This is a genomic window from Methanococcus mangrovi (genome assembly GCF_054506835.1).
Genome location: NZ_CP197114.1, coordinates 1117709 through 1142399 on the forward strand (window position 1 = coordinate 1117709; position 24691 = coordinate 1142399).

The 24691-nt window shown below is 34.3% G+C and carries 22 protein-coding genes; 6 read left to right on the forward strand and 16 right to left on the reverse strand.

Going from position 1 to position 24691, the window contains the following annotated elements; translation table 11 throughout:
* Positions 1 to 4: 4 nt before the first annotated feature.
* The 3 genes from purM (at position 5) to ACS5L2_RS05965 (ending at position 3332) form a co-directional block, all read left to right on the forward strand.
* Positions 5 to 1054: a phosphoribosylformylglycinamidine cyclo-ligase gene (purM, locus tag ACS5L2_RS05955; protein WP_459201112.1), complete on the forward strand. Its 1050-nt coding sequence runs from the start codon at positions 5 to 7 to the stop codon at positions 1052 to 1054.
* Between the two features lie 42 nt (positions 1055 to 1096).
* Entirely contained in the window at positions 1097 to 2761 is a 1665-nt protein-coding gene (pheT, locus tag ACS5L2_RS05960) for a phenylalanine--tRNA ligase subunit beta (RefSeq protein WP_459201113.1), read from the forward strand.
* A 61-nt stretch (positions 2762 to 2822) separates the two neighbouring features.
* Positions 2823 to 3332: a pyrimidine dimer DNA glycosylase/endonuclease V gene (locus ACS5L2_RS05965; RefSeq protein ID WP_459201114.1), complete on the forward strand. Its 510-nt coding sequence runs from the start codon at positions 2823 to 2825 to the stop codon at positions 3330 to 3332.
* Here ACS5L2_RS05965 and ACS5L2_RS05970 read toward each other — a convergent pair whose 3' ends face one another.
* The 9 genes from ACS5L2_RS05970 to ACS5L2_RS06010 form a co-directional block, all read right to left on the reverse strand.
* The gene (locus tag ACS5L2_RS05970; RefSeq protein WP_459201115.1) at positions 3333 to 4010 is read right to left on the reverse strand and encodes a nuclease-related domain-containing protein; all 678 of its coding nucleotides are present in this window, start codon (positions 4008 to 4010) and stop codon (positions 3333 to 3335) included.
* Between the two features lie 28 nt (positions 4011 to 4038).
* Positions 4039 to 5007 carry a porphobilinogen synthase gene (hemB, locus tag ACS5L2_RS05975; RefSeq protein ID WP_459201116.1) on the reverse strand — a complete coding sequence of 323 codons (969 nt, stop codon included), beginning with the start codon at positions 5005 to 5007 and terminating at the stop codon, positions 4039 to 4041.
* Positions 5008 to 5149: 142 nt separating this feature from the next.
* On the reverse strand, positions 5150 to 6478 hold the full coding sequence (locus ACS5L2_RS05980; RefSeq protein ID WP_459201117.1) for an FAD-dependent oxidoreductase: 1329 nt from the start codon (positions 6476 to 6478) through the stop codon (positions 5150 to 5152).
* Positions 6479 to 6704: 226 nt separating this feature from the next.
* Complete coding sequence (locus tag ACS5L2_RS05985) at positions 6705 to 7850, reverse strand: ABC transporter substrate-binding protein (protein ID WP_459201118.1); 1146 nt, start codon at positions 7848 to 7850, stop codon at positions 6705 to 6707.
* A gap of 113 nt (positions 7851 to 7963) precedes the next feature.
* A complete protein-coding gene (locus tag ACS5L2_RS05990; RefSeq protein WP_459201119.1) occupies positions 7964 to 8779 on the reverse strand; it encodes a YkgJ family cysteine cluster protein in 816 nt (271 codons plus the stop codon).
* 15 nt (positions 8780 to 8794) lie between these two features.
* Complete coding sequence (locus ACS5L2_RS05995; RefSeq protein WP_459201120.1) at positions 8795 to 10288, reverse strand: helicase HerA domain-containing protein; 1494 nt, start codon at positions 10286 to 10288, stop codon at positions 8795 to 8797.
* Between the two features lie 77 nt (positions 10289 to 10365).
* Positions 10366 to 12261, reverse strand: a complete 1896-nt coding sequence (gene gatE / locus ACS5L2_RS06000; RefSeq protein WP_459201121.1) for a Glu-tRNA(Gln) amidotransferase subunit GatE — start codon at positions 12259 to 12261, stop codon at positions 10366 to 10368.
* A gap of 48 nt (positions 12262 to 12309) precedes the next feature.
* Positions 12310 to 13566, reverse strand: a complete 1257-nt coding sequence (gatD, locus tag ACS5L2_RS06005; protein ID WP_459201122.1) for a Glu-tRNA(Gln) amidotransferase subunit GatD — start codon at positions 13564 to 13566, stop codon at positions 12310 to 12312.
* 95 nt (positions 13567 to 13661) lie between these two features.
* Positions 13662 to 14372, reverse strand: coding sequence for a peptide arginase family protein (locus tag ACS5L2_RS06010; protein WP_459201123.1), 711 nt, complete (start codon positions 14370 to 14372; stop codon positions 13662 to 13664).
* A gap of 136 nt (positions 14373 to 14508) precedes the next feature.
* Here ACS5L2_RS06010 and ACS5L2_RS06015 point away from each other — a divergent pair, with 136 nt between their 5' ends.
* Together ACS5L2_RS06015 and ACS5L2_RS06020 are read left to right on the forward strand one after the other, a co-directional pair.
* On the forward strand, positions 14509 to 15525 hold the full coding sequence (locus ACS5L2_RS06015) for a DUF1786 domain-containing protein (protein WP_459201124.1): 1017 nt from the start codon (positions 14509 to 14511) through the stop codon (positions 15523 to 15525).
* Positions 15526 to 15542: 17 nt separating this feature from the next.
* On the forward strand, positions 15543 to 15827 hold the full coding sequence (locus tag ACS5L2_RS06020; protein ID WP_459201125.1) for a YciI family protein: 285 nt from the start codon (positions 15543 to 15545) through the stop codon (positions 15825 to 15827).
* Positions 15828 to 15844: 17 nt separating this feature from the next.
* Here the strand turns inward: ACS5L2_RS06020 and ACS5L2_RS06025 are convergent, their stop codons facing one another.
* The 6 genes from ACS5L2_RS06025 to ACS5L2_RS06050 all read right to left on the reverse strand — a co-directional run bounded on the left by ACS5L2_RS06025 (position 15845) and on the right by ACS5L2_RS06050 (position 22355).
* Entirely contained in the window at positions 15845 to 17161 is a 1317-nt protein-coding gene (locus ACS5L2_RS06025) for a bifunctional hexulose-6-phosphate synthase/ribonuclease regulator (RefSeq protein ID WP_459201126.1), read from the reverse strand.
* An 84-nt stretch (positions 17162 to 17245) separates the two neighbouring features.
* Complete coding sequence (locus ACS5L2_RS06030; protein WP_459201127.1) at positions 17246 to 18685, reverse strand: 2-oxoacid:acceptor oxidoreductase family protein; 1440 nt, start codon at positions 18683 to 18685, stop codon at positions 17246 to 17248.
* Position 18686: 1 nt separating this feature from the next.
* Positions 18687 to 19742: a 3-methyl-2-oxobutanoate dehydrogenase subunit VorB gene (locus ACS5L2_RS06035; protein ID WP_459201128.1), complete on the reverse strand. Its 1056-nt coding sequence runs from the start codon at positions 19740 to 19742 to the stop codon at positions 18687 to 18689.
* Between the two features lie 10 nt (positions 19743 to 19752).
* On the reverse strand, positions 19753 to 19992 hold the full coding sequence (locus ACS5L2_RS06040) for a 4Fe-4S dicluster domain-containing protein (protein WP_459201129.1): 240 nt from the start codon (positions 19990 to 19992) through the stop codon (positions 19753 to 19755).
* 81 nt (positions 19993 to 20073) lie between these two features.
* Positions 20074 to 21753, reverse strand: coding sequence for an AMP-binding protein (locus ACS5L2_RS06045; protein ID WP_459201130.1), 1680 nt, complete (start codon positions 21751 to 21753; stop codon positions 20074 to 20076).
* Between the two features lie 47 nt (positions 21754 to 21800).
* Complete coding sequence (locus ACS5L2_RS06050) at positions 21801 to 22355, reverse strand: helix-turn-helix domain-containing protein (RefSeq protein ID WP_459201131.1); 555 nt, start codon at positions 22353 to 22355, stop codon at positions 21801 to 21803.
* A gap of 223 nt (positions 22356 to 22578) precedes the next feature.
* Between ACS5L2_RS06050 and ACS5L2_RS06055 the strand changes: the two genes are divergently transcribed.
* Positions 22579 to 23025: a hypothetical protein gene (locus ACS5L2_RS06055; protein ID WP_459201132.1), complete on the forward strand. Its 447-nt coding sequence runs from the start codon at positions 22579 to 22581 to the stop codon at positions 23023 to 23025.
* 31 nt (positions 23026 to 23056) lie between these two features.
* Here ACS5L2_RS06055 and tfrA read toward each other — a convergent pair whose 3' ends face one another.
* Positions 23057 to 24679, reverse strand: coding sequence for a fumarate reductase (CoM/CoB) subunit TfrA (gene tfrA, locus ACS5L2_RS06060; protein WP_459201133.1), 1623 nt, complete (start codon positions 24677 to 24679; stop codon positions 23057 to 23059).
* Positions 24680 to 24691 lie beyond the last annotated feature (12 nt).

Consider the following 24691-nt stretch of genomic DNA (forward strand, 5'->3'; position numbering starts at 1 on the left):
TATTTTGGTAACTTACAAAGACGCTGGTGTGGATATTTATAAAGAAGACAAGGTAATCAGGGCGCTTGCATCCCAGATTAAATTCGAAAGGACTGATGCAATAAAACCTGCTGATTTAAAAGGACACTATGCAGGAGCTATCGAATTTGGAGATTATTATTTAGTGCTCTGTACCGATGGTGTTGGAAGTAAAATGGTTGTTGCGGAAATGGCAAATAAATTTGACACCGTTCCAATAGACATGATTGCAATGAACGTAAATGATGCAATTTGTATCGGAGCTGAACCAGTTGCGCTTGTTGACTACATGGCAGTTGAAGATATCACCGAAGACATCGCTTCCCAAATTGGAAAAGGATTGAATGATGGAATAAAAGAATCAAACATCAATTTAATCGGTGGAGAAACTGCATCACTTCCAAACATGATTAAAGGAGTAGATTTAGCAGGAACAGTTCTTGCAATTGTTAAAAAAGATGAAATCGTATCAGGAAAAGAAGTAAAACCTGGTGATTTAATCGTTGGTTTAAGAAGCAGTGGAATCCACAGTAACGGTTTATCACTTGCAAGAAAAGTATTTTTCGATATCGCAAATCTCGATGTTAACAGCAAATTATCACACGGAAAAACGGTTGCTGAAGAGCTTTTAACCCCTACAAAAATTTACGTAAAACCCGTTTTAGAAATGATTAAACAGGTAAATGTAAAAGGACTCGCACACATTACCGGTGGCGGTTTTAGAAAATTAAAAAGATTAAACAAAGACGTATGCTACAAAATCGATGAATTACCAGAAATTCTCCCAATATTTAAAGAAATGCAAAATTTAGGAAATGTAGCAGATCAGGAAATGTTTAAAACCTTTAACATGGGCATTGGATTCTGTGTAATTGTTGAAAAAGAAGATGCAGAAAAAATAATTGAGATATCAAACCAGTACAACATTCCTGCATTTGTAATTGGGAAAATCGAAGACAGCGTTGAAGTAGATGGCGAAACTAAAAGAGAAACAGTTTTAGTTGAATACAACAACAAAAAAATGATAATGGAATAATTTAAAAGATGAATTTTTAAATTAAGAACATGGGTGAATACTGTGCCTACAATTAACGTAAATAAAATAGATTTGGAACGATTGAGCAACATTTCCCTTTCGGATAACTTAATAGAAGATAAGTTTCCAATGATGGGCGTAGAAGTAGAGGAACTATTCGAAGAAGTTGACAAAAACGGTAAAAAACAAAAAATGGTGCAGTTTTCAATAAATCCTGATAGACCAGATTATTTAAGCGTTGAAGGTCTTGCAAGAGGATTCAGGGGATTTATGGGAATTAACACGGGAATTCAAAACTTCGAAGTACTCGATTCTGACATCAAAATAACCGTTGAAGAAAATAAAACAAGACCTTATGTTGCATTTGCACTCGTTAAAAATGTTTTAATGGATGAATTTGTCCTTGAAAGCATGATTAACCTTCAAGAAAAGCTTCACTGGGCAATTGGAAGGGACAGGAAAAAACTTGCAATTGGAATCCACGATTTCGATAAAGTAAAAGCTCCATTCACGTATAAAGAAATCAAAGGAGACGAAATTAAATTTGTTCCTTTAGGTTATGAAACCGAAGAAATGACACCAAGAGAAATCATTGAAAAACACGAAAAAGGAATAAAATACGCCCACTTAATTCAAGACGATAAATTCCCAATTATTGTCGATGTAAATGGCGAAGTTCTTTCAATGCCGCCAATAATCAACGGAACACTGACAAAGGTAACTCCAACCTCTAAAAACTTACTTATCGACATTACTGGAACTGAACAGGAAGCTGTTGAAGAAACATTAAATATCATAGTGTGTGCACTTGCAGAAAGACGCGGAACCATTGTTTCTGTTGATGTTAACGGTAAAAAATATCCAGATTTAACTCCAAAATCAAGAAAAATTTCTGTCGAATCAATTAACAAAAAATTGGGCATTAATTTAAACCCTGGAGAAATCATACAGGCCATTAAAAAATCCGGCATGGATGCAGTTTACGACACTGGAAATTTAGAGGTAAAAATTCCTGCATACAGAAACGATATTTTGCATAACGTTGATTTAACAGAAGAAATAGCGATAAACTACGGTTATGAAAAATTCGAAGGAAAATTACCATCAGTTGCAACTACAGGCTCAAAAGACCCGCTTGAAAAAAAATGTAGCACGATGTCTGATTTAATGATTGGACTTGGATTCTACGAAGTTATGAATCTTACACTTTCAAATCAGGACTCATTGTTTGAAAAAATGAATTTAAAAGTAGAAGAAAAGGAATATATCGAAGTTTTAAAACCTGCTTCAATTGAACACCGGGTTCTTAGAACTTCAATTTTACCGCTTCTTTTAGAAACGCTCTACATTAACAAACACAACGCTTTACCTCAAAAAATATTTGAAATTGGCGACTGTGTAGTTATCGATGAAAGTGATAGTAAAGCTGACACAAAGTGTAAAAATATCAAAAAAATTGCCGGTGCAATAACACATCCTTTAACGAACTTTAACGAAATAAAAAGCTCAACTGAAGCACTTCTAAGAGAATTTTTTGAAGACTTTGAGTTTGAAAACTACGAACACCCATCATTCATACCTGGAAGATGTGCAAAAATAGTCAAAGATGGAAAAGAAATAGGATTCTTTGGAGAAATCCATCCTGAAGTTATTTTAAACTTCGAACTCGAACATCCAATAGTTGGATTTGAAATAACAATTGAATAAATATTTTAACGTTTTTTAACATAATTTTATTATTGTTTTTTTAATTTTTAGGGGGATATTGGTGCAACTCTTTATTTTAGATGCTGATCCAGTAAAAGCTGCAAAAATGCACTGCGACAAACACGTTGTAAAAATGCCGCTTGAAGCTGCACAGATTTTATCAACTGTTCACCACATCCATAATTCAATTTATCGGGAAAAATGCTATAAAAAAACGCATGAAAAACACCCCTGTGTTATATGGGCTGCAAAAACTCAAAAAAACTACGAATGGGCCTTATCTCTTTTAAAAGCACTTTTATTAGAATACACGTTCAGGTACAAAAGAATACATAAATCCTCTGAAATTTTAAAATATTTGGAATATAACCCTGTAAAATCAGATTTGGATGAATTAACACCTTTTGCTCAAGCCCTGCCAAAAGAATATATTTCAGACAATGCAATAACTGCATACCGTAAATACTATATCGGTGAAAAATCTAAATTTTGCCGTTGGACAAAAAGAAAAGCACCGGATTGGTATTTAAAAGGAATTAACGATATAAATAAAAATAATAACAAAATTTAACTATAATTTTAAACCGCATTTTTTGTTATTTGAACAGACGATACTTTTTTCGATTTCTGAAATTTTTAGTTTCGAACCACATTTCGGACAGAAATAATTTTTATTGCCATTTATAATTTGTATCACTGGATATTTGCAAATCATGAGCCCTGGTTTTGAATTATTAGCGTGTAAAAGGGAATATAATATATTTTCACGTTTATCTTGATTAATTATTGGAGTACCGTAACTTTTTATTTTTCTAACGATTTCGGGGCTGTTTATAACATTATCTAAATTAAAATCAAGTTTTGATGTAGCATTAAATACGGTTATCGGGATTATTTCACTATCATTTAATGAAACTACCTCTTTTAACAAATTTACTGCATTGCTGGTTTCTAAAATGGGATTTTCGATAATATTTTCGTAGCCATCTACTTTTTGAATCCAACTGCCATCTTCGTTATTTTTAATAACTCCGGACATATTTTTTGAATTTATAACAAATACTCCATATTTTGAAACAACGAGATAATCAATAACTTTTGAATCATTATTGCCCCTCAAAATATAGTTTTCTAAAACAGAATACTCTTTTTTATCGAGATTTCTTAAAAATAAACTTACTGGAAAATATTTTAATTTTCCAGTTATCGGTGACAAACTATGTTTTGAAAGCGAAGTTATAAATCCCATAATAATCCCCCATAATCATTTATGTTATTTAAAGCCAGTTTGCAACTTCTTTTGCCCAGTATGTTATTATAAAGTCAGCACCTGCCCGTTTTATGCTTAAAAGAGTTTCATATATCACTCTTTCTCTATCAAGCCATCCTTTTTGAGCTGCTGCTTCAACCATTGAATATTCCCCACTCACGCAGTACCCTCCAACCGGAATATTGGATACATCTTTTGCCATTTTTACAATATCAAGATACGGAAGAGCAGGTTTTACCAAAATTAAATCTGCACCTTCCTGTATATCGAGTGCTATCTCTTTTAAAGCCTCTTTTGAATTTCCAATGTCCATCTGGTAGGATTTCCGGTCCCCAAATTGAGGCGTACTTTCTGCAGCATCCCTGAATGGCCCGTAAAACGCTGATGCATATTTTGCAGCATAACTCATTATTGAAACGTTTTTAAACCCGTTTTCATCCAAAACATTTCTAATTTTTAAAACTCTTCCATCCATCATGTCAGATGGAGCAACAATATCAACTCCTGCTTTTGCATACGATAAAGCAATATTTCCAAGCACTTCAAGAGTTTCATCGTTTAAAATTTCTTCTCCATTGATTATACCGCAGTGTCCGTGACTCGTGTATTCACACATGCAGACATCCGCAATTACCAAAAGGTCATCTCCAAGCTTGGCCTTTACTTTTGAAATAACCTTTTGAACTCCGCCATTTTCATTAACCGCAGAGTTTGCATATTCGTCCTTTTCAGCAGGAATTCCAAACAGGATTACTCCGGGAACCCCTAATTTTGAAATTTCGACGCATTCATTAACAGCAGCATCTATTCCATATCGAAACTGGCCCGGCATTGATAAAATTGGAGTTTTTTCGTCGTCTTTTAAATTTTCGTCTATGAAAATTGGCATTATTAAATCATTTTTAGTTAAAACGGTTTCTCTTACTAAATCCCTGATTTTCTGGTTTTTCCTGAGTCTTCTTGGCCTTACCAACATTTAATCGCCCTGTAATAAATTAATCTTTAAAATTATGTATGATGTGTCGTAATCAAAAAATATGGTTTAAAAGATTATAATAGTTTTTGTTTTCAAATTTAATAAAAAAGCTTAAAAAAGGTAAAGATACCGATAATCGTACTTAGAATTTATCGAGTGTATCTTCTGCAGCGAAAACTATCGGGTCAATTACCATTGAAACTGGTGGTGCATAACAGAATTCCTGATTTGCTAATTCTTCAACAGTCATTCCATTTGAAATTGCAATTGACATTGCATCTACTCTTTCTGCGACTCTTTCTTCTGAAATAATCTGGCAGCCGATTACTTTTTTCGTCTTTTTGTCTGCAACCATTTTTATGTAGATTGGTTTTCCGCCGGGATAGTATCTTGCTCTTGTGAGCGATTTTGAGTATCCTAAAACAACTTCAATTCCATTCATCTTCGCAGCAGTTTCCGTCATTCCTGTTCCGCCGATTTCAAGTTTTCCAATTTTTGAAACCATGCTGTTTAATACAGGTTTACTTTCTGCTTCAAGTTTTACAATTGCTTTAGCAGCCACTTTTCCCTGTCTTACCGCAGTTGTTCCAAATGGTGAAAGAGTGTTTTGCATTGTTATTGCATCGATTACTTCGACACAGTCTCCAACTGCATAGATATTTTCAATTGATGTCTGCATTTTTTCATTTGTAAGAACAGCCCATCTTCCAATTTCACAGCCTGCTTTTTTAGCAAGTTCGATATTTGATCTAACTCCTGTTGACATGATAACCATTTCTGCAGGAATTGTTTCTTCGCCAACCAATACAGCTTCAACTTTTTTGTCCCCAATAATCTTTCCAACAGGTTTTTCAAGGATAATTTTAATTCCCTGCTCTTCTAAATATTTCTGGACAGTTTCTGCCATATCTGGATCAAGTGCTCTTGGAAAAACTTGCGGAACCATTTCAATAACAGTTACATCTAATCCAAGTTCTTTCAATCCAAATGCAATTTCAATACCGATTGCTCCAGCACCTGCAACTACTGCATTTTTAGTACCTTTTGCCCATTCGGTTATTTTTTTACCGTCGTCAATAGTTCTTACTTTAAATACGCCATCTAAATTTACTCCTTCGATTGGAGGTACAAATGGAGTTCCACCTGTTGCTAAAACTAAAGTATCGTATTTAAGTTCTGCTTCAGTTCCATCTTTTTTATAAATTAATTTGTTTTCGCCTGAAACTACGTCTAAAACTTCGGCTTCAACAATTACATCGATTCCTTTTGCTTTGTAATCTTTGGGTGTGTGCATGATAATATTTTCAAAACTTGCAATTTCTTCACCAATTACGTAAGGTATGGCACATGGTGAGTATGCAATGTACTTATCTGAAGTAATTACTGTTACTTTTGCACTTTTATCGTGTTTTTTTATGTTTGATGCAGTTGTAAGTCCCCCTGCACCGCTTCCAACTATTACTACGTCCATGTTTTCACCAAATTGATTAAAAAGTTTGCGCAAATTACGAATAATTCTTAGAATATAGGAGCTTTTTTCAAATATATAAATTTAATTGATAATAACAAAAATCTAAACAAATAGAGCCCTAAAAAAGCATTTTTTTGTTTTTAAACCACGTATTCCAAATTAATGGTTATTAAACTTTCTAAAATAGAGTACAATATATTTAACTAAAAAAGAAAAATTATAAAATTTATTTTATTTCTTCCATGATTTCATTGTATAATGTGAAATCGTAGAGAATTGCATTTATTTCATCAGCATCTTCAAGTCCTGCTAATTGGCCAGTCATTGCACCTTGTTCATCCATAACTTTTACGAATGCAGGTCCAATCGCTTCTAAAGAGCCAATTTCATTTGTAAATTCGATGTTTGGAATTGATAATTCTTCAACTTCCAAATCTGTTCCGAGCCATTCAGCACTTGCGTTTACTGCAAGTTTTGGATTTGCCATGATTTCATTGTTTGACAAGGCCATCAATTTTAAGAATGATTTTAAGCCTTCTCTTTTATTTTCAAGTGCATCGTTTGATGCCACAAATACACAGCAAGGGTGGCTTTCCCACATTCCTTCAGGAGGAATATCCCCGGAATATATTACTGATTTTCCAATTCCTGAAATTGTTAATTGCTCAGGTGTTGGTTCCCATGCAATTACTGCATCTAATTCATTCGTACTTAATAACTGTGGCATTGTTCCTTGGCCTTTACAGTTAATAAGTTGAACCATTGCATCTTCGTTTGGATTTTCTGTGTATGTAATTCCTTCAGCATCTAATGCTGATTTTATCATAACGTATTGGATTGATGTAGGAAGAGGGTGTCCAATTTTTACCTGAACTCCAGATTCTGCCTGTTCTTTTATATACGCTACAAATTCTTCCCAATTTTCAGCAGCAATATCGCTTCTAATAACGATTGCTGAACCTTCAGATTGAGCGGGGCTTACAATTTTTGCACTTGTTCCCTGGTCAATTGAGAATACTGCCGGAGGAACTCCGTTTAAACCAACGTCAACCTGACCCTGTGCCATCAAGGTCATGATTTTTGCTCCGCCTTCAATAACTTTTATAAATTCAACATTTGCTACGAGTTTATCGTTTTCGTAGAGTTCGTAAGTTTTTTTGTTTTCAACTTCTTTTAAATAAATTCCATATCCGTCTTTGAATAAGTCAGGATATTCTGCCGCAACAAATAACGGCGCATCGTGGTCTGATGGAAGGTATGCAACCTTCAAATTAGCAACTTCTCCATCTGAAGTAGTACTGTCAGTACAGCCTGCAAACAAAAGTGCCAATAATAAACTTGCAATTATTACAAATTTTTTGATAAATAACACCTCGAATAATCATTCATAGAAAGTATGTATTTAAATATATAAAATTTACAGTAAAATTTAAATTAGAAATCTCGTAACAAAATTTTAAAAAAGTAAAAATTTGTGTTGAAAACTCAGTTTAAAAGAATTTTCGAGTCGATTGCGCCTTCTCCTCGAAACAGGTTATCATAATCACTGATTTCAAGCCCGACAGTTATAAGGTCGTCAACCTCTTTTTTAAAAGACATTTTTCTAAAATGTTCTCTTTTGTTTAATTCCTGCATATAGCGCAGCACTTCTTTTTCGCGGAATTTTTTGGTTTTTGTATCAAAATCAAAACTATTATTTTTTAATTTTAGTTTGTCGACATCATCAGCATTTTTTGAGAATACTTCAAAATATTTTTCAGAAAAACTATCAAATTTTTTGGTTTTAAAGATATACTTCCCAAGTTCTTCTCTTTCTTCCCAGTATATTTTTGTATTTTCGTCCAATTGTGTTTTTTCACTTGTTTCAGCACCTGAAACGGAAAGTTCTGAAAGCTGGTCGTGGTATAACTCTTCACAGCAGTCCACTGCATGTTTTATAGTTCTTTTGCCTGTTTTTCCAGTTTGGATTCCGTTACAATAGTGCTTTAAAATCAACAGCATTTCTCCATTCCACTTTACCATGAAACTGAATGGAAAGAGTTTGCACATTGCAGGTTTTGAATCGTAGTTCTTTTCAATCTGTATTTTACATAAATTATTTTCAACGAGTCCGCATTTTCCATTCATTAAAGCTAAAACATGGCCATATTCCGAATTTGACGTTTCAATGTACTTTTCATAATCTTTTAATCTCATCATGTCAAAATAACTCAAAAATACTCTCCAGTTCTTACAGCTGCAGCAGTACGTACAGTTAACGCAGGAATATTTTACTCCGTCAAATGTAACTTCAAAGCTCATAAACGCCTCTTGACTCTACAAATCGTCATTAAAAAGTTCATTACTTTCTATAAATTCAGGAATATTTTTTTCTTTTTCAGCAGTCCAAAGTTCATCAAATTTAACGTCTTCACCACCATATTCTCCTTCAAATCTTTTTATTTTAACCATTGCAGGAATTTTTAAACAAGGGCCTATTATTACCGCTTCTCCAACGTTTAAACCGGGAAGCTGCTTTAATAAATCTTCGCTTAGATTTTCTGATGCGTGTTGAACGTGTTTTTGGTCGCTTGGCTCAATTAATTTTGAAATTATAAAGTTGTTGCACTGGGATAGTGACTCTTGGTCAAGGGTTTTTGGCCGTTGTGACACGAGACATATTCCAACACCAAATTTACGACCTTCCCTTGCAATTTTTGAAATCGGAACTTTGGATTTTGTGGGCCTGTTTTGTGGCACAATAAGGTGTGCTTCCTCATATATTATAAATATTGGTTTTGCAACTTTTGTATCCCATAAAACTTTTTTTCTATCCTTTAAAATCTCCCCAGTAAAGTAAGAGATGATTAAATCGGTGCTGCTTTCGTCTAATTCGCTTATATCAACAATATTCACATAATTTTCTTTTATATCATGAATTGGATTGTAATTTATTGCAGTAATTTTATCCTTAAATGTCATTAAGTCTTCAAATCGCATAATTAATGTCAAAATACTGTCAACTTTGCTCTTGAATTCATCCATTCCCATGTAATAATTAAGTTCGTTGATAATCGAGTTTATATATTCATCAACAGTGTTAAAATCAACTTCTTTGTACGTTTCCTTTATTTTTTTCATTGCACGTCTTCCCATTGCCCTTTGAACTGTAGCTTGTGGATCAACTCCAGCAAGGGTCATTAATGCGTCATATGACATGTTGTATACGTTTATTTTTGGTTTTATGATATTTCTTCGAATTGTACTGCTCTTTGCTTCAATTTCAACGTATTCCCTGTGCATGTCAAAAACTAAAACGGTTGCATGAATATTATTTAATTCTTCCAAAAGAACAGAAACGGTATTTGACTTACCCATTCCAGTAATTGCAAGTATTGCCAGGTGCCTTGAACAGAGCTTATTTACATCGAGTTTAACTTTTGAATCTGCTGAAATTAAATTTCCAATTTCAATTGTTCCTTTTGAAAAAATTTCTCCCAAAATCTTTTCAGATGCATTGTAAACTTCGGTTCCAGGTTTTGGGGGAATTCTTGGAATTTGCATATTTTTTACATCGCCCAAAATCTTTATTTTTCCAATTGTGTAATATGAATCGTTATTTTCAAAATATTTCAATTTTTCAAAGTCTTTTATGTTGTAAACTTCTTCAAAAATTTTGCATCCCTGATTAACCGATTCAACCATTCCTAAAATTTCTAAATCGCAATAGTTAATCGATACATAGCTTCCAATTTCAGGCATGTGCTTTGCAAGAAAATTCAACTCAGTGTTTGAGGTTTCACCTATAACGTAGCCCATTAAATTATCCAAAAATACCGCCCTCCGACTAATATAAAATATTTAAAAGTTAAAAATACTTAAAAAAATTAATATTTATTTCAATTTACTTACTGAACTTTTTCTTTGAGTTTTTTCTGCAATGTTGTATTAATTATCTTTCCATCAGCTTTTCCTCTAAGCTGTGCCATGCATCTTCCCATTAAAAGACCCATCGCACCCATTCCTTTTTCATTTACCACAGAAATGTTTTGATTGATTATATCTTCGATTATTGATTCTACCTCTTCAACAGACATTGAAGACATTCCTTTAATTTCTAAAATTTCATCGAGTTTTTTTGCAGGATTTTCAATAAATCCTTTTATAACATCAGGAACTGCTTCTTTTGACATTTTGTCTTCTGAAAGTCCTTTGAAAACTTCATCAAGGTGTTCTTCGGTTAATAAATCAGTATCGAGCCCTTCTCTTTTTATTTCTTTTAATGTAGCTTCAAGAGTCGTTGCAATAAGCGTAGGCTTGATTTTTGAATATTTTTTTGACAGACTTTCGAACAAATCAACGTGGTAGGACATTACCATCTGTTTTGCAAGGTCTTCGTTTAATTCATACTCTTTTACAAACCGTACAAGTTTTTCTTCAGGCATTTCTGGAAGGTTATTTCTAATTACTTCGAGCTTTTCTTCTGTAATTGTAATTGTTGGAACATCTGTTTCAGGATACATCCTTGCAGCTCCAGGAAGCGGCCTTAAGTATGAGGTATTTCCATCATCGAGTGCTTTTCTCGTTTCTTCAGGAATTCCAATCATTGATTCTTTTGCCCTTTCGATTACTGCGTTAAGTGCTCTTTCAACCTTGTTTTTCTTATCAGCAACCAAAACTACAGCATCATTTTCGCCGCAGTTCATGTATTCTTTTAATTTTGTAACTTCTTCTTCAGTAATTCCGTATTTTGGAAGTTCATCAGTGTGGAATAATCCCCCAACTCCACCAAGTACTTTTCCACGGTCTGAAAACTCCGTTCCAAGTCTTCTTCCAGGCTGAACTTCTCTTCCAATCATTCCCGAAAATCCTTTTAATAAAATTGCCCTAATTACACCTTTGTTTTTAAGCGCACTTTTCAAAACTTTTGATTCGGTGTCTTTTAAAAGTTCGGTTATGTCTTTTATTTCATCAAAAACTTCTGCATTTCTTTTCAGAAGTTCTTCTTTAATTTCGTTTAAACTAATCTGTCTTGTAACTTCGTTTTCGATGATTTTTTCAATTAAATCAAGGTTTTGAACCCCCTTAACCTCAATTCTTGCACCGTTCCGAATTGAAATGTTTACATCCTGCCTAATTGTACCAAGACCCCTTTTAACTTTCCCAGTTGCTCTTAAAATGGTTCCAATTCTTCTTGCAGCTTCTTTACCCATTTTTGGAGATGTGATATCAGGTTCAGTTGTAATTTCCAAAAGAGGGATTCCTAACCTATCAACACAGTATTTTGTGTAGTCTTTTCCATCTTCAATCTTTTTACATGCATCTTCTTCTAAACAAAGGCTTGTAACTCCGATATTTCCGTATTCTGTTTCAATAAATCCTTCTTGGGACACAAACATTGTTCTTTGAAATCCAGATGTATTTGAACCATCAATAACCATTTTTCTCATGACTTGAACTTCATCAGCCATTTTCATGTTCATTAAAGTTGAAACCTCTAATGCAGTATCCACTGCTTCGGGAGCAACATCATGCGGTGGTTCATCATCAAGTTCCACTAAGCATGTCGTGTCGTTATAATACTGGTAGATAAATTTCTTTTCCTTTTTTGATTCGAGGAGCGCTGCCTTATCAATGTGGCCCATTTCACTCTGAGAAGGTCTTAAAACCCGTTCAATTTCCCCGTGAGGTTCATCATCCCTTATTTTTGTTGGGCAGTTACAGAAAAGTTTTCTTTTAGTGTTTAACTGCTGGTGTATCTCAAGTCCGACTTTTAATCCAAGTTTTTCGTAATCATAATCCATATTATCACCAAAAATCAAAGTAAATACTAAATAAATCTATTTAAACGATTAACACTCCAGATTAATAGATTCGTTAATTTCTCCGGCAATGTTTTTAGACATTAATTCTTTTGCTTCTTCAAATCCGTAATTTCCAAGCAAGTGCATTAATTTAACAAATGCAACTTCTGAAAGCATGTCTTCGCAAGGTATTACGCCTTTTGCCTGAAGTTCTCGCCCGTTTGAATACACATTCATGTTTACTCGACCATTGATCGTCTGTGTAGTCATTGCAACTAAAACATTGTTTTCATTTGCGTAATCGATTCCTTCAAAAAAGGTTTCAGGGGTGTGTCCAAGTCCAGTTCCTTCCAAAATAATTCCTTTGTATCCATTATCAACGTAGAATTTCAAAATTTCGGAATCAATTCCAGGATAAACTTTAATTAAAGCAACTTTTTCTTCCAAATTTGTGTTTAACACTACTTCTTTGATTTTTGACTTGTCCTGACTTTTTACATCTCTTAAATATGTTACTTTTTTTGTAAATGGGTTAACTTCAGCTATTGGAAAGTTATTTACTGATTTGAATGCATCTCTTCTTGAGGAGTGGAGTTTTCTAACCTTTGTGCCTTCGTGTAAATTGCATACGGTATCCCCTGTTTCCCCGTGCATTAATACATAAACTCCTTTTATTGGTTCAGTTGCTGCCTGTACTGCTGCAATTATGTTTAAGGCTGCATCTGAAGAAGGCCTATCACTACTTCTTTGAGCGCCAACCAAAATAATTGGAACTTCTGAAGTTACCATGAATGATAGTGCTGATGCAGTGTAGTGCATAGTGTCGGTTCCGTGTGCAATAACAATTCCTTCTGCACCGTTTTCGATTTCTTCTTTTATCGCTTCTGCAGTCATTACCCAGTACTTTGGAAGCATGTTTTCACTTAAAATATTCAAAATAACTTTTCCTTTGATGTTTGCAACATCCATTAGTTCAGGGACTGCTCGAATTAAATCATCTGCTGTAAATGCCGGGTGAACTGCTCCTGTTTTATAGTCCACTCTTGAAGCAACTGTTCCCCCAGTTGATAAAATAGAGATGTTTTTTAATTTTGGGTTTTTTTCTAAATTAAGAGGTGGAAGGCCGTATTTTGGTTTGTCTCCTGATTCCAAAATTTCAATATTTTTTATTTTTTTCTTATCGAGTCCAACGTTATATCCACTTTTCATTTTGATTACAACAGTATCCTCGTTTAAAGAAGGCATTACCGTTCCAGAATACGTCGTGTTTTCCAGTTCGAGTTTTACAAAATCACCGATATCCATTTTTCCACCTTTTTTGATAAAAATAATATGAAGATTAAATAAAATACGTCATTATGATATAAAAAAATTAAACTTGGATATTTAAGGAATGATACCTAAATTTCCTCGATGTATTCTTTTACGATTGGAATTAATCTATCTATAGTTTTTGGGGTGTATTTTGGAGATATGCTAAATACAACGTAGTCAAAAGTTCCTTTTTCAATGTAATCTTTTCCAGATATTAATTTAAAAGGAACTTCTGGTTCTAAACATAAAATTTCAGAAGCCAAAATATCAAAAGGCAATATTTTTTTTACTTGTTTTAATTGAATATATCCACTATTTACATCATAACCTTTAAAATGTACCTGCATACGATCTTCCTGTGCTTCGGGATGGTGAACATACGTTATATTTTTTATCCAACGATTAGCAATTGCAAAAACAAGATAATTTCCTTCATATATCTTTTCCGGATCAGTTCTTTTTTCAACGGGATTCTTGAGTAATTCTTCCATAATGTAAACATAAGCATCATCACCTAACCCTAAATCAGCATGGGCATCTATATGAATTACCTCAAAAGGAACTTCGAGTTTATTTTTTTCAATAAGTTCCCTCCAAAAATAAAATGCCTTATGATGTTTTTTTACTATTCTCCCCGGTGTTTTATTATTTTTAGATAAATTACAGTTATTTTCTAAAAATTCTATAAACTGATCGTTATCCCAGGGAATATACTCTTGTTCATTTGGTCGTTTTTTTTTAGGGAAATACATTATTTTATTTAAGAAAAAGTCCAGATCAATATCTAAAATTCGCATATTTTCACCAGTAATGCCCACAATTTAGAACAAATATAAAATTCATGATATAAATAAAAAATCTTAAAAAATAGAAGTGGAATATTATCATTAACTAATTAACATTTATAAAAAAATGTAATTTAAGGTGATTACTTTGAATATTCTGTGCATCGATATTGGAAAAGGAACTCAGGACATTTTGTACTTTGATACTGAAAAAAACGTTGAAAATGCAATCAAATTAATATTGCCTTCCCCCACAACGATTATTTCTCGAAAAATTATGAAATTAAAAGAAGATTTAAGAATTGATGGAAAATTAATGGGCGGAGGCCCTGTTTCATTTGCGATAATGCAGAAATTAAAAAGGGGCTACAATGTAGAGATTTCCGAACAGTGTGCAAGAACCATTAGGGATGATTTAAACGAAGTTAGGGAAAAAGGAATTGTTATAAAAGAGGAAATAAAAAATCCAAATGTAAACTTGGAAGATTTAGATTTTGAAATGTTAAAAACAATATTTTCATCTATAGGGCAGGATTTCTCTCCAGATGTTGTTTGTGTAGCATGTCAAGACCACGGATTTGTAAAGGGACAGAGTGACAGAATTACTCGATTTAAATACTTTGAAAAAAAACTGAATGAAACAAATGACCCGTACGAATTTTATTTTGATAATAAAAAGTATAAAACAGACAATTTTTCACGATTTGAATCCATTTTAAAGACACTTGATGAAAATAACTACAAAGGATTTGTAATGGACAGCAAAATGGCATCGGTCTGCGGTATTTTAAATTATGCGAATGAAAACAATATTAATGAATTTATCGGACTTGACATTGGAAACGGCCACACTTTAGGAGTTTCAATGCAAAATCAAAAAATTAACGGGCTTTTTGAACACCACACTGGATTAATCGATGCTCAGAAATTAAAAGACATTGTTGAAAGAACCTGCAATGGAACTTTGAAAAATGAAGATATATATAACGACAACGGCCACGGTGCATGTGTGAACCTTAAAACTGAACCTGAATCAGTGCTTATTGCAGGTCCAAACCGAGAATTATTTAAAAATTACGGCAATTATGCATACCCTGGCGGAGATGTAATGATTACAGGCTGTATTGGCCTTTTAGATGTTTACCGTAAATTAAGAAAAATTTAAAGTTAGAGGTTAAACCCATGTTTATCATTTCTGTAACTTACAAAAAACCAATAGAAGTCGTTGAAAAATATTTAGCCGAACATATTGAATTTTTAAAGAAAAACTATGAACTTCAAAAATTATTAGCATCAGGCAGAAAAGTTCCAAGAACTGGTGGAGTAATCATCTCAAATGTTAAAACTAAAGAAGAAGTACTCGATATGTTAAAAGACGACCCGTTTTATATCAATGAAATTTATGACTATGAAATAATAGAATTTACTCCTTCATTAACCTCAAAGGAATTAGAATTTTTAAAATAAAATATTAAATGTCCATTTTATTTTTTCAATTCCCAATCTTTTAATCTTATTGTTTTTGCAAGCGTTGTTCCACGTGTTATCTCTTCTTTAACTCGATCTTCCCTTTCTTTTACATCAATTGCCCTGTTTGCAATTTCCATTGCCTCATTTTTTGGAACTACAATAATTCCGTTTTCATCCCCAACAATCCAGTCTCCAGGTTCAACAGTCCTTCCTGCACATTCAATTACGGCATTTATTTCTCCAAAACCTTTTGGTTCTCCGGCAGTTGGAGTTATACTTCTTGCAAATACTGGAATTCCAATTTTTAAAATTTCTTCAACATCACGAACAGCACCATCTATTACAATTGCAACTACACCTTTGGTTTTGCATGAAAGCGTTGCAAGTCCGCCCCAGCAGGCAATTTCAGAACTGCAATTGTCAATTACCAAAACATTTCCTTTTTCACATTCATCTATCGCACTTACAGGTTTACTCCAGTCTCCAGAGTATGTTCTAACTGTAACTGCTGGCCCTGCAAATTTTAAAGGTTTTTCAGAGTTCCAGACTGGTTTTAAACCCCTCATTTCGCCAGTTCTGTGCATTGCATCACTTATATTTGAAGTGCTTACCACATTAAACGCACTGCCAAGTTCATTTTCATTAAATTTCTTAAATTTATCCGTTTTTACAGGTTTTCCAGTTTCGAGACCTATTATAATATCTCTTGCAGTTTGTTCGGGGTCTGCGGACTTGTATAATGTTCCTCCAGCAATAATTATGTCGGCCCCTGCTTCGTATGCTTTTACAGCAGTTTCGCTGTTTAATCCGCCTGCTGCTGCAATTTTTACTTTTTTACAGTTTTCTGCAACTCGTTTTACAAGTTCAACAGGATCAACGTTTAAAACCTGCTGATCAAGCCCCACGTGGATATTTATAATATCCACACCCATTTCTTCGAGTTCTACTGCCCTTTTTATCGGGTCTTCCGTTGCGATCAAATCAGTTCCAACTAAAACTCCGTATTTTTTTCCTGCTTTTACAGCATCTTTTATCATTGAATCAGGACCAACACCTAAAATTAGAATAACATTTGCACCTGCTTTTGCTGCCATTTCAACTTCGGTACTTCCTGCATCCATCGTTTTCATATCTGCAACGATTGTAAGAGTTGGAAAAGTTTTTCTAAGTTCCCGAATTGCATTCATTCCTTCGGATTTTATTAATGGAGTTCCTGCCTCAACCCAGGTAACTCCGCCTGCAACCGCCTCTTTTGCAATTTCTATAGCCCTTGGAAGATCAACAAGATCAAGAGCTACCTGCACAGGAGGTAATTCTGATTTAACCTGCATAATATCGCCCCTTTTATTAAAAAATAAATAAATCTTCGTAAATTAAAATGTTTTAGAAAATATTTGTTAATTTAAAAAAATTAATTATAGAGCTAAATTTTCTTTAGCCCATGAAATTCCAGCGTTTAATATTTCAACGTTTATAGGAATTAATTTAGGTTTTTTTGAGAAAGTCTGTTCTATTGCACCAACAAATACTGATTCAGAAAGTCCAGTATAACCAATTGCAGATAAAACTCCAAGCATTACTGTATTTGCCGCTCTTGAAACGCCCATTTCGGTTGCGATTTTTGAAGCTGGAACTTTTATTGCAGTAACACCGTTTGGAATTTCAAAGTCCCCAATATTTTCATCGTAAATTATTGTTCCGCCAACTTTCACGTCTTTTGCAAAGTTTTCAAGCGATGGTTTGTTAAGAGCAATTAAAACTCCAGGGTTGTACACAACAGGGGATCCGATTTCGTGTCCTGAAATTATAACGGAACAGTTTGAAGTTCCACCCCTTTGTTCTGGGCCGTATGAAGGGTACCATGAAACGTACTTTTGATCCCTGCATGCTGCCTCTGCGAGAGTTAAGCCCATACTTAAAACTCCCTGACCCCCAAATCCTGCGATTTTCACGAGTTTTTCTTCGAAAGAAAGGTCTTCTGAAGGATCTTCTGCACCTTTTGAATCTACTTCAAATATATTATCAAGACATTCTTTTGAAAAGTCGCTTTCTCCCCTATTTAGGGTTTCAACTTCAGCACTTCTATCCCTGAAGTTTTGTAATGGGAATTCCTTTTCCATCTCTTCGTTTATGAATTTTTGAGCTGCATTTGCATCTTGCTTTAAGTTTGTTGGACAGGGTGACAATATTTCAACAAATGCATATCCTTTTCCATCTCTTTGAATTTCAAGAGCTTTTTTAATTGCACGTTTTGCCTTTCTTATGTGTGCAATATCTGAAACCGAAACTCGTTCAATAAAGACTGGAGCTTTTAAACTGCTTAAAAGTTCACACATGTGAATTGGGTATCCTGCAAATCTTGGATCCCTTCCAGTTTGACAGGTTACAGTTTTTTCACCAATAAGCGTTGTTGGAGCCATTTGCCCACCAGTCATTCCGTAAACTGTATTGTTCACGAAAAATACTGCCATTTTTTCTCCACGGTTTGCAGCTTGAATTGTTTCATTTAATCCAATTGATGCCAAATCTCCGTCTCCCTGGTATGACATTACAATTGCATTGTCTTCTGCTCTTGAAACACCGGTTCCTACGGCTGGAGCCCTCCCGTGAGCAACTTGAATATTTCCGCAATCAAAGTAATAGTATGCAAATACCGCACAGCCAACAGGACTGATTAAAACACATCTATCTTGTATCTCAAGTTCATCGATTGCTTCTGCCATTAATTTATGGATTATTCCATGTCCGCAACCTGCACAGTAGTGCGTTGCAGTTGGTGCAGAACCACCCTTTCTTTCAAAGATTTCAGGCATTGCATTTGGCTTTTTCAAAACTTTTTCCGTAATTTCTGTCATTTTAGTTGCCCCCTGCAATTTCTTTAATTTTATCTAAAATCTGGCCAACTTCAATTAAATTTCCACCAAGCCTGTTTACAAGTTCTATTGGCCGTTTACAGCACGTTGCAAGTTTAATATCTTCTGCCATTTGACCGTTGCTCATTTCAACTGAAATAAACGTGCATTTTCTCTCTGCAAGCTTGTTCAGTTCTTTTTCAGGGAACGGATAGAGTGTTTTTGGCCTGAATAATCCTGCTTTTATTCCTTCTTTTCTTGCAATGTCTACAGCAGTTTTTGAAATTCTGCTGCTTATTCCGTATGAAACAAGGATAATTTCAGCATCGTCTAACATATAACCTTCAAAATCCTGTTCATTTTCTTTAATTATTTCATATTTATCCTGTAATTTATAGTTAAATTCTTCGAGCTGTTTAAAATCTAAAAAGATTGAAGTAACCAAATTTTTCCTTGTTTCTTTTGTTCCGCGGACTGCCCAACTTTCGTCGATTTCAGGTTTTATTGCCTGTTCAGGGAATTTCAATGGCTCAACCATCTGACCCAAAACACCATCTGATAGAACAATTACAGGGTTTTTGTACTTTGTTGAAAGTTCAAATGCTTTTGCAGTACAGTCACACATTTCCTGAACTGAATTTGGAGCTAAAACTATATTTTTATAGTTTCCGTGTCCTCCACCTTTTACGGCCTGATTGTAATCAGCCTGTTCTGGGCCGATGTTTCCAAGACCTGGACCTGCTCTTTGCACATTTACAAGAACGCACGGAAGTTCAGAGCCTGCTAAAAATGAGATTCCTTCCTGTTTTAAACTCATTCCTGGACCTGATGTAGCACATAATACTCTTTTTCCAGTTGATGCTGCACCGTAAACCATGTTTATCGCAGCTTCTTCTGATTCTGCCTGAACAAACTTCCTTCCAACCATTGGAAAGTATTTGGAAGCTTCGTGAAGTATTTCGCTTGCTGGTGTTATCGGGTATCCAAAGTAACAGTCACATCCTGCGTACATGGCTCCGATAATAACAGCAGTGTTTCCTTTTACAAGTTGTGTTGCCATATTATCTCCTCTATTCGCACTTTTTAAGCGGGATGTGTACTTCTATTGCTAAAGGTTCTGGGCACGTGTAGTAACAGTTTCCGCAGCCGGTGCATCCTTCGCCAGTGTAAATTACGTAATTGTAACCTCTTTCATTCATGTCTTTACTCATTTTCAAGACGTCTTTTGGACATGCGATTATACATCTTTCGCATGCTTTGCATTCAAGAGTGTTAATTACAGGATAAGGTTTTTTTGTAGAACATTCCATAATTTCATCTGTTTTTTAGGGTTAAATTTCAAAAATAATTTTTCGATTAATGCATTTTAAAAAAAATAATTTTTATGATATTTAATTATTACTTTTTTCTTCATCCTTTTCTCGGATTTCTACACGCCTAATTTTCCCACTGATTGTTTTTGGGAGTTCTTTTACAAAGTCAATTGCCCTTGGATATTTGTATGGGGCGGTGCTGTGTTTAACGTAGTCTTGAAGTTCTTTTTTAAGTTCTTCGCTTGCTTCGTAACCCCCTGTTAAAACTATTGTAGCTTTAACTATCTGGCCCCTTACAGGGTCGGGTACTCCAGTTATTGCACATTCGAGTACTGCGGGGTGTGAAATAAGTGCACTTTCTACTTCGAAAGGACCAATTCTGTAACCAGAACTTTTGATTAAATCGTCGTTTCTTCCAACAAACCAGAGGAATCCATCTTCATCTTTCCATGCAGTGTCACCAGTATGGTAATATCCATCGTACCAGGATTTTTTGGTTCTTTCAGGGTCTTTGAAGTATCCTGAGAAAAGACCGAGTGGTTTTCCATCTTTTGTTTTGAATACAAGTTCTCCTTCTTCTCCAACATCGCATTCTTTTCCATCAGGTCCTTTTATCATCAAATCAAAGATTGGTACAGGTTTTCCCATTGATCCTGGTTTTGGATCCATCCAAGGGAAGTTTGCAACTGAAACAACTGTTTCTGTTTGCCCAAATCCTTCCATTAATCTAAGACCTGTGAATTCCAAAAACTTGTTGTAAACTTCAGGATTTAATGGCTCTCCAGCAGTTACTGCATAATGAAGACTTGAAAAGTCTGCTTTTGAAATATCTTGCTTTATCATGAACCTGTAAATTGTAGGTGGTGCGCAGAACGTTGTAATTTTATATTTTGCAATTTTTTCAAGCATATTTCCTGCATCAAATCTGTCGTAGTCGTAGACAAATACCGCAGTTCCAGTAATCCACTGTCCGTAGAGTTTTCCCCAGATACACTTTGCCCAACCGCTGTCTGCAACAGTGTAGTGAAGTCCATCGTCTTCAACATTTTGCCAGTATTTTGCGGTCGTAATGTGTCCTAAAGGATATTCATGGTCGTGCTGAATTAATTTTGGATATCCTGTTGTTCCCGATGAAAAATAGGCAACTAATACATCGTTATTTGTAGTATCCATTTCTCCAGCAGGCCTTGTAAAGTCTTCTGATGATTCTTCCAATTCTTTTGAAAAATCAATCCAGCTATCATTGTTTAAATTTAAAACACATGCTTTTAAAACGTCTGAATTAATTTCGGATACTGCTTCATCAACGTACTCAGGAACCCCATTTTCACCGATACAGACTATCATTTTTAAGCCTGCTTTTTCAATCCTATACACGATGTCTTTTGTTGTAAGCATGTGTGTTGCAGGAATTGCAACAGCCCCAATTTTATGAAGTCCAAGCATGCAGAACCAGAATTCATACCTGCTCTTTAATGTGAGCATTACAGTGTCTCCCTTTTTAATTCCGTGTTTTAAAAAGAAATTAGCTGCTTTATCACTGTATTTTTTCATATCTTTGAATGTAAAGATTTTTTCATCGTTAGTATCATCACACCAGACTATCGCAACTTTTTCCGGTGCAATTTTTGCATATTCATCAACAACATCAAAAGCAAAATTGAAATTTTCCGGAACTTCTATCTTAAAATTTTCAGAAAAATCTTCGTATGAATCAAATTCAGTCTTTTTAACGAATTTATTAAGTAAAGATACCATAATTATACCTTTTTTTGTTTTTGAGATTAAATAATGATTACTTAAGTTTACATTATAATTGCAAGGAATTTAGCGGTTTTTCCATTTAATGCTTCCATTGCATGGTCATATCCTGCGTCAAAAAACACAGAGTCCCCTTCTTCTAAAATAACTTCATTATTGTGGATGTAAAGTTTCATCGACCCTTCTAAAATATAATTAAATTCCTGGCCAGGGTGTGAGTTTTTGGATGGTTTTTTTCCGTCAGTTCTTGGTTCTACTGTTACAATAAACGGTTCTGCTTTTTTGTGAACGAACTTTTCAGCCAAATTTTCGTATTTGTACTGTTTTCTTCGTTCAACAGAAATTCCCTTTCCTTTTCTTGTAACTGTAAAAATATGCATTTTAGTTTCTTCCCCAGTTAAAAGCAGTCCCATATCAACTTCAAACTTGTGTGCAATTTCGTACAAAACACTTGCAGGAATATCACAGGTTCCTTCTTCGTAATTTTTATACATCTCAGGTGAAATCTGTAAGTGGTCGGCCATATCATCAATTGAAATATCCGAAAGTTCCCTAAATTCACGAACTCTTGCTGCAATTTCTTTCATTTTTTCATTCATGTTCTGCACCTTTAATTAATCAGCTTCATGTTGAATTATTATTCTAAACAAAAAACCCGCATTGACTGTTTAAAATAACTGCTTAATTCCGCTATATATAATGATTGATAATTATAATTACAAAATACTGTCTTTGGGTATATAAATTGTATGACCAATTTTACAGAAATATTATAAATGTTGTAGAAAGATAGTCATAATTATTCGATTTGAAGGTGGGAATTTGCATGAAATAAATTTTAAAAATTTAATCTTTGTAGCACTTCTTGCAATACTTGTAATGACCGTATTTGCAATACCCGAAACCCATATCATTATATCAGCAGACGAATATTCTCCAAAAACGGGAGATATTGTTAATATTGATGTGGAAGTCATTAAAAAGAGTGATTTTGGAACGACTACTGTAGAAATGGTACTTTCAAACGGTACAGCGTATATAAATACTGTTTATGGGCCAAAACCAGAAATTAATACCGAATTTAATGAAAAATACAATATATCAGAAACTTATCTTAAATGGACGTTTAAAAATGAAGATAAATTCGGTTCATCGATAAATATTCTCGTGTTAAATTCTGAAAATAAAACAATAAAAGCAACATCAAAAACAGAATTTTTCGGCTATATTTCAGAGGATTCACGCCAGATAGCTATCCCTTTTAATTAATAATTCAAAGATAACAGATAAAAATCAAAAATTAATTTATAATTTTTTCAAATTTAATTTTTCCGCTTTCAGCTACAAAGTTTCCAATGCATTCTTCATTGGTTTCTGGATAATCGCTTCTAAAATGTGCCCCGCGGGACTCTTTTCTAAGGAGAGCTGAATTTATTACAATTTTTGAAACTAAAACCATGTTTTCAAGTTCCAATTTTTTTGAAAAGTCAACTATTCCGTTTATTAAAACTTTTTTTCGTCCTATCTCATTTATTTTTTCAAGAGCAGTTTTTAATCCTTCTTCATCTCTTAAAATAGAAACAAAATCCCACATTGTCTTTTTTAATTCGTCAATTAAATAATATACATTATCCCCAGAATTTGAATCGTTAAATGACTTCTTCAAATCTTCAATGTATTTTTCAACTGAATTATATACTTTTGAAATATCAATTTTCTCTTCAGCATAATTTAAAGCATTTCTTCCAGCAATCGCACCAAAAACTTGTGTTTCAGCAAGTGCATTTCCACCAAGCCTGTTTGCACCGTGAATTCCACCTGCAACTTCTCCGCATGCAAATAATCCCGAAATGCTTGTTTCACAATTTTCGTTTATTTTAATTCCGCCCATGAAGTGGTGTGCTGTAGGGGCAACTTTCATCGGCTCTTTTCTAATGTCTACGCCAACAAGCATAAACTGTGAAAACATTGTTTCAAGCTTTTCTTCAATAACTTCAGGATTCAGATGGGTTACATCCAAGTAAACTGCACCATCAATTCCCCTACCTTCCTGAATTTCGTTGTATATTGCCTTAGCAACTACATCTCTTGTTGATAATTCCATTCTTTTTGAATCGTAGTTTTTCATGAACCTTTCTTTATTTTTATTGTATAATATTCCGCCTTCCCCTCTAACAGCTTCAGTTACTAAAATTCCTGTTCCAAGCATCCCGGTCGGGTGAAACTGAACCATTTCCATATCTACTAATTCAGCCCCTTCACGATAAGCAATTGCAAATCCATCCCCTACTTTTTGTTTTGGGTTTGAAGTTATCGGATAAATCTGCCCTGCACCACCTGTCGCAAGAATCGTAGATTTTGCATATATTGGATAAATATCACCATTTAATAAATCTAAAAATACGGCTCCGAAACATTTTTTGAGTTTTTTTCCGTTTTCTTCTACTTCATCGACAATTAATTTTATTGCCATTGTGTCTTCTAAAATTTTTATGCGCTCAAATTTATTCAGATACTCCATTAATCCTGCAATCATTTCGTGACCTGTCCTGTCTCCACTGTAGCACGTTCTATTAAAGCTCTGTCCACCAAACGGCCTTTGTGCAAATTCTGCGCTTTCAGACCTATCAAAAATACATCCAAATTTTTCCAAGTTCTTAAATTCTTTTGGTGCATTTTTTATCAAAACTTCAACGAGTTTTTTATTGTTTATATATCCTCCACCCTTCATAGTGTCGGAATAATGTTTTTCAAACGAATCTTCTGGATTTAGTACTGCATTGTACCCACCTTCAGCCATTACGGTACATCCACTTTTTCCAAAAAGGCCTTTTGAAGCAATTACAACATTTTTCTGCCCGCATTCTATTGCTGCCCTTGCTGCAGCACCGCCACCGCCAATTATGAGCACATCTGTTATCATACCATCACCAAA

Excerpts from the sequence above, each read along its gene's own strand:
- ACS5L2_RS05970 (WP_459201115.1), bottom strand. The coding sequence starts at position 4,010 with ATGGGATTTATAACTTCGCTTTCAAAACATAGTTTGTCACCGATAACT.
- hemB (WP_459201116.1), bottom strand. The coding sequence starts at position 5,007 with ATGTTGGTAAGGCCAAGAAGACTCAGGAAAAACCAGAAAATCAGGGAT.
- ACS5L2_RS05980 (WP_459201117.1), bottom strand. The coding sequence starts at position 6,478 with ATGGACGTAGTAATAGTTGGAAGCGGTGCAGGGGGACTTACAACTGCA.
- ACS5L2_RS05990 (WP_459201119.1), bottom strand. The coding sequence starts at position 8,779 with ATGAGCTTTGAAGTTACATTTGACGGAGTAAAATATTCCTGCGTTAAC.
- gatE (WP_459201121.1), bottom strand. The coding sequence starts at position 12,261 with ATGGATTATGATTACGAAAAACTTGGATTAAAAGTCGGACTTGAGATA.
- gatD (WP_459201122.1), bottom strand. The coding sequence starts at position 13,566 with ATGGATATCGGTGATTTTGTAAAACTCGAACTGGAAAACACGACGTAT.
- ACS5L2_RS06010 (WP_459201123.1), bottom strand. The coding sequence starts at position 14,372 with ATGCGAATTTTAGATATTGATCTGGACTTTTTCTTAAATAAAATAATG.
- ACS5L2_RS06020 (WP_459201125.1), top strand. The coding sequence starts at position 15,543 with ATGTTTATCATTTCTGTAACTTACAAAAAACCAATAGAAGTCGTTGAA.
- ACS5L2_RS06025 (WP_459201126.1), bottom strand. The coding sequence starts at position 17,161 with ATGCAGGTTAAATCAGAATTACCTCCTGTGCAGGTAGCTCTTGATCTT.
- ACS5L2_RS06030 (WP_459201127.1), bottom strand. The coding sequence starts at position 18,685 with ATGACAGAAATTACGGAAAAAGTTTTGAAAAAGCCAAATGCAATGCCT.
- ACS5L2_RS06035 (WP_459201128.1), bottom strand. The coding sequence starts at position 19,742 with ATGGCAACACAACTTGTAAAAGGAAACACTGCTGTTATTATCGGAGCC.
- ACS5L2_RS06040 (WP_459201129.1), bottom strand. The coding sequence starts at position 19,992 with ATGGAATGTTCTACAAAAAAACCTTATCCTGTAATTAACACTCTTGAA.
- ACS5L2_RS06045 (WP_459201130.1), bottom strand. The coding sequence starts at position 21,753 with ATGGTATCTTTACTTAATAAATTCGTTAAAAAGACTGAATTTGATTCA.
- ACS5L2_RS06050 (WP_459201131.1), bottom strand. The coding sequence starts at position 22,355 with ATGAATGAAAAAATGAAAGAAATTGCAGCAAGAGTTCGTGAATTTAGG.
- tfrA (WP_459201133.1), bottom strand. The coding sequence starts at position 24,679 with ATGATAACAGATGTGCTCATAATTGGCGGTGGCGGTGCTGCAGCAAGG.